Below are 5,181 nucleotides of genomic sequence, written 5' to 3'. Positions count from 1 at the left end.
GCGGCCTTTCGAAACGTCCTGGTCGGGTCCGAGGACCTCCGTGGTGGCGAGTGAGGGATTCGAACCCCCGAATGCTGAGCAGTCTGATTTACAGTCAGATCCCTTTGGCCGCTTGGGTAACTCGCCAGAGCGCACCCGTCCGACTTGAACAGCCAACCGGGGGCACGAAAGATAAGCATACCTGCCCGAGGCGGGTCGAAGAAATCGAACCGTCAGCTGCCGTGGACCCCGCGCTGAGCGTCCGCCAACGACTCCGGAGTCCGCAGCAGACCGCCCTCCGCACGACACGTCGCGGCCGCGATGTCCATGGCGCGGAGGAGGAGCACATGCCACTCCTCCAGCTCGGTCGGGGACATGGACACCAGCCCAGCGGCAACGGCTGCGAGCGTCGCATCTCCTGCGCCGACCGTGTCGATCACGTCACCGGCGAGCGGGGTGATCGGCGCGGAGGCGATGCCCGCTTCCGTGTCGAGCGTCGCACCGGCCGCACCTGCGGTTGCCAGCACCGCAGCGGCACCGATCTCGCGAAGCCGCACTCGCAGCGCGTCGAGATCGCCATCGTAGAGGACCGCCGCATCGTCGGCGCCGACCTTGACGATGACTGCCGATGCGGCGATCCGTTCGAACCCTCGGACGAACTCGACACGATCATGCAGCATCCCGAGGCGCGGATTGGGGTCCACGGCGACACGGGCATCAGCGACGGCACCGACGAGAGCGTCCACCTCGCTCGGCACGTCGAAGGGGAAGCAGCTGATCGCGACGAGCCCGGCGTCCGCGATCGCGGTGCGTGCCTCGTCGGAATAGCGGATGCTGCGCCGCTGGGCAGCTTCGTTGAAGACGTACTCCGGCTCGCCGTTCGCCGCACGCCGCACGATCGCCCGCGAGGAGCCGAGCGGCGCCTCACTCGAGATCAGACGCACGCCATGATCGGAGAGGTACTCGCGGATGTGTGCGCCGGCCTCATCGTCACCCACCATGGCGATCAGGGTCGTCTCGACGCCCAGACGGCGCAGGCCCACGGCGACGTTCAACGCGGCCCCGCCCACCAACTCGCGCACACCGGCGCTGTCGTGGATCTCGTCGATCAGAGCATCGCCGATCACGACCACGGAAGATGTCTCGTTGCTCACCCGCCGACCCTATCGCCCTCACCTGTCCCCACCTGCCCGTCACGCCCCGCTCCCCGCCCCCACGACATCGCCGTGGGTACGAAGAAGGCCCCAGGGTGAACCCCGGGGCCTTCCTCAATCACTCAGTACTCAATCAGTTGTAAGTACCGGGGGTGATGTCGTCCGTCGAGAACGCGTCGAAGTCGACGTATCCGAAGTCGCCGTCGGCGTACGCACCGTCGGATGCGAAGATCCGGTTCGGGTAGCGCTCGCTCTTGGCTTCCTCGGTGGCCTCGACCGTGACGTCGCGGTACTTCGAGAGACCGGTTCCGGCGGGGATGAGCTTACCGATGATGACGTTCTCCTTGAGACCGACCAGCGGGTCACGCTTGCCCTGCATCGCAGCCTCGGTGAGCACGCGGGTCGTCTCCTGGAAGGAGGCGGCCGACAGCCACGACTCGGTCGCGAGCGACGCCTTCGTGATACCCATCAGCTCCGGTCGGCCCGACGCGGGGCGCTTGCCCTCTGACACGGTCTCGCGGTTGATCGACTGGTAGCGCTTGAGGTCGACCATCTCACCCGGCAGCAGGTTCGTGTCGGCGTGATCGACGACCGTGACCTTGCGGAGCATCTGACGGACGATGACCTCGATGTGCTTGTCGTGGATCGGCACACCCTGCGAGCGGTACACGCCCTGGACGCCGCCGACGAGGTAACGCTGCACCTCGCGAGCACCCATGACACGCATGATCTCCTTGGGGTCGAGCGTGCCCACCAGGATCGGCTGACCGACCGTGACGTGCTGCCCGTCCTCGACGAGAAGCGTCGCACGCTTCAGCACCGGGTAGATGACCGGCTCTTCACCGCTGTCGGGCGTGAGGATGACCTTCTTGCCCTTGTCGGTCTCGTCGATCGCGATGCGGCCATCGGCCTCGGCGATCGGCGACGCGCCCTTGGGGGTACGCGCCTCGAAGAGCTCCTGCACGCGGGGAAGACCCTGCGTGATGTCATCCGCCGATGCCGAACCACCCGTGTGGAAGGTACGCATCGTCAGCTGGGTACCGGGCTCACCGATCGACTGGGCCGCGATGATGCCGACGGCCTCGCCGATGTCGACGGTCTTACCCGTCGCGAGCGAACGGCCGTAGCACTGCGCGCAGACACCGACGGCGGAGTCGCAGGTCAGGACCGAGCGCACCTTGATGGTCTCGACGCCCAGAGCGACCAGCTTGTCGATCAGCACGTCACCCACGTCGTCGCCGGCAGAGGCGAGGACCTCGCCCTTGCTGTCGACCACGTCGGAGGCCAGCGTACGAGCGAACACCGAGTTCTCGACGTTCGCGTCACGCACCAGCTCGCCCTGCGAGTTCGGAGCGGCGATCGGGAGCTCGAGGCCCTTCGACGTGCCGCAGTCCTCTTCGCGGATGATGACGTCCTGCGAGACATCCACCAGACGACGGGTCAGGTAACCCGAGTCGGCGGTACGCAGAGCGGTGTCGGCCAGACCCTTACGGGTACCGTGCGTCGCGATGAAGTACTCCGCCACCGACAGACCCTCGCGGTACGAGGAGATGATCGGACGCGGGATGATCTCACCCTTGGGGTTGTTCACGAGACCACGCATACCGGCGATGTTCCGGATCTGCAGCCAGTTACCACGGGCGCCCGAGGACACCATGCGGTTGATGGTGTTGTCCTCCGGGAAGTTCGCCTTCATCGCGGCCTGGACCTCGTCGGTCGCCTCGGTCCAGATCTTGATGAGCTCCTGGCGACGCTCGGAGTCGGTCGTCAGACCCTTCTCGTACTGCGACTGGACCTTCGCGGCCTGCTTCTCGTAGCCGGCGACGATCTCCGCCTTGTTCGGCGGGGTGAGGATGTCGCTCAGGGCGACGGTCACACCGGAGCGCGTGGCCCAGTAGAAGCCGGCGTCCTTGATGCGGTCCAGCGATGCAGCGGTCTCGACCTTGGGGTACTCCTCGGCCAGCTTGTTGACGATCTGCGACAGCTTGTTCTTGTCAGCCTGCTCGCGGACGAACGGGTAGCCCTTCGGCAGCGTGTCGTTGAAGATCGCCTGACCCAGCGAGGCGTCCACGAGACCGTGGCGCTCGTAGCCCTCGGGAGCTTCGCCCTCGAGGAAGGTCAGACCCGGGATGCGGATGCGGATCTTCGCCTGCAGGTCGAGGGTGCCCTCGTCCTTGGCCAGGATCGCCTCGCCCACCGAACCGAATGCACGGCCCTCACCGGCTGCGCCCTCCTTGACCGTGGTCAGGTGGTGCAGACCGATGATCATGTCCTGCGAAGGCAGGGTGACCGGGCGCCCGTCGGACGGCTTCAGGATGTTGTTCGACGCGAGCATCAGCACGCGGGCCTCGGCCTGAGCCTCGACCGACAGCGGCAGGTGCACAGCCATCTGGTCACCGTCGAAGTCGGCGTTGAACGCCGCGCAGACGAGCGGGTGCAGCTGGATGGCCTTGCCCTCGACGAGCTGCGGCTCGAACGCCTGGATGCCGAGGCGGTGCAGCGTGGGTGCACGGTTCAGCAGAACCGGACGCTCACGGATGATCTCCTCGAGCACGTCCCAGACCTCGGGACGGGTGCGCTCGACCGCGCGCTTGGCGGCCTTGATGTTCTGCGAGTGACCGAGGTCGATCAGACGCTTGATGACGAACGGCTTGAAGAGCTCCAGAGCCATCTGCTTGGGCAGACCGCACTGGTGCAGCTTCAGCTGCGGGCCGACGATGATGACCGAACGGCCGGAGTAGTCGACGCGCTTGCCGAGCAGGTTCTGACGGAAGCGACCCTGCTTACCCTTCAGCATGTCGCTGAGGGACTTCAGGGCACGGTTTCCGGTACCGGTGACGGGACGACCACGGCGACCGTTGTCGAACAGTGCGTCGACGGCCTCCTGCAGCATGCGCTTCTCGTTGTTGACGATGATCTCGGGAGCACCGAGGTCGATCAGACGACGAAGACGGTTGTTGCGGTTGATGACGCGGCGGTACAGGTCGTTCAGGTCGGAGGTGGCGAAACGGCCACCGTCGAGCTGGACCATCGGGCGCAGCTCCGGCGGGATGACCGGGACGACGTCGAGGACCATCGCGGCCGGGCTCATACCGGTCTCGAGGAACGAGCTGACGACCTTGAGGCGCTTGATCGCACGGATCTTGCGCTGGCCCTTGCCCTCGGAGATCTGCAGACGCAGGTTCTCCGCCTCGGCGACCAGGTCGAACGCCGCGAGGCGACGCTGGATCGACTCGGCGCCCATGTAGGCCTCGAAGTACTGACCGAAGCGGTCCTGCAGCTCGTGGAAGACGTCGTCCTCCGGGCGCAGTGCGCCGACCTCGAGGGTGCGGAAGTCTTCCCACACGCGCTCGAGCTTGGCGATCTGCTCGTCGGCACCCTTGCGGATGAGGGACATCTCCTTCTCGGCGGCGTCCTTCACCTTCTTCTTGGCGTCGGCCTTGGCACCCTCTGCCTCGAGAGCAGCGAGCTCCTCCTCCAGCTTGGCCAGGCGCTCCGCGATCTTGGAGTCGCGGCGGTCGCCGAGCGTCTTCAGCTCGAGGCGGATGTTGTTCTCCTGCGTGCCCAGGTCGCGGTGACGAGCATCCTCATCGACCGAGATGACCATGTAGGCAGCGAAGTAGATGACCTTCTCGAGGTCCTTCGGCGCCATGTCGAGCAGGTAGCCGAGACGCGAGGGCACGCCCTTGAAGTACCAGATGTGGGTGACGGGAGCGGCGAGCTCGATGTGACCCATGCGCTCGCGACGGACGGAGCTCTTGGTGACCTCCACGCCGCAGCGCTCGCAGACGATGCCCTTGAAGCGGACACGCTTGTACTTGCCGCAGGCGCACTCCCAGTCGCGGGACGGGCCGAAGATCTGCTCTCCGAAGAGACCATCCTTCTCCGGCTTCAGGGTGCGGTAGTTGATGGTTTCGGGCTTCTTGACCTCACCGTACGACCACGCGCGGATGTGGTCCGCGGTGGCCAGGCCGATGCGAAGCTCATCGAAAGTGTTTGACTCGAGCACTGATTCTCCTGTGTCGGAATTCTTTTTGAGAAGTCTGCT

The 5,181-nt window shown here is 65.7% G+C and carries 2 protein-coding genes and 1 tRNA gene; all 3 read right to left on the bottom strand.

Annotation, left to right across the window (positions count from 1 at the left end; all coding sequences use genetic code 11):
• Window positions 1–41: 41 nt before the first annotated feature.
• Window positions 42–126: transfer RNA gene (locus ACNPM4_RS06645), tRNA-Tyr, on the bottom strand.
• Between the two features lie 86 nt (window positions 127–212).
• Window positions 213–1,133 (bottom strand): PfkB family carbohydrate kinase, encoded by a 921-nt coding sequence (locus tag ACNPM4_RS06640; RefSeq protein WP_448985147.1) that lies wholly within the window; start codon window positions 1,131–1,133, stop codon window positions 213–215.
• Window positions 1,134–1,266: 133 nt separating this feature from the next.
• Window positions 1,267–5,142: a DNA-directed RNA polymerase subunit beta' gene (rpoC, locus tag ACNPM4_RS06635; RefSeq protein WP_448985146.1), complete on the bottom strand. Its 3,876-nt coding sequence runs from the start codon at window positions 5,140–5,142 to the stop codon at window positions 1,267–1,269.
• Window positions 5,143–5,181 lie beyond the last annotated feature (39 nt).

It is taken from the genome of Microbacterium umsixpiens, assembly GCF_053543675.1.
The sequence above is the reverse complement of the archived record's forward strand: the minus strand, read 5'-3'. Positions and strand labels throughout refer to the sequence as shown.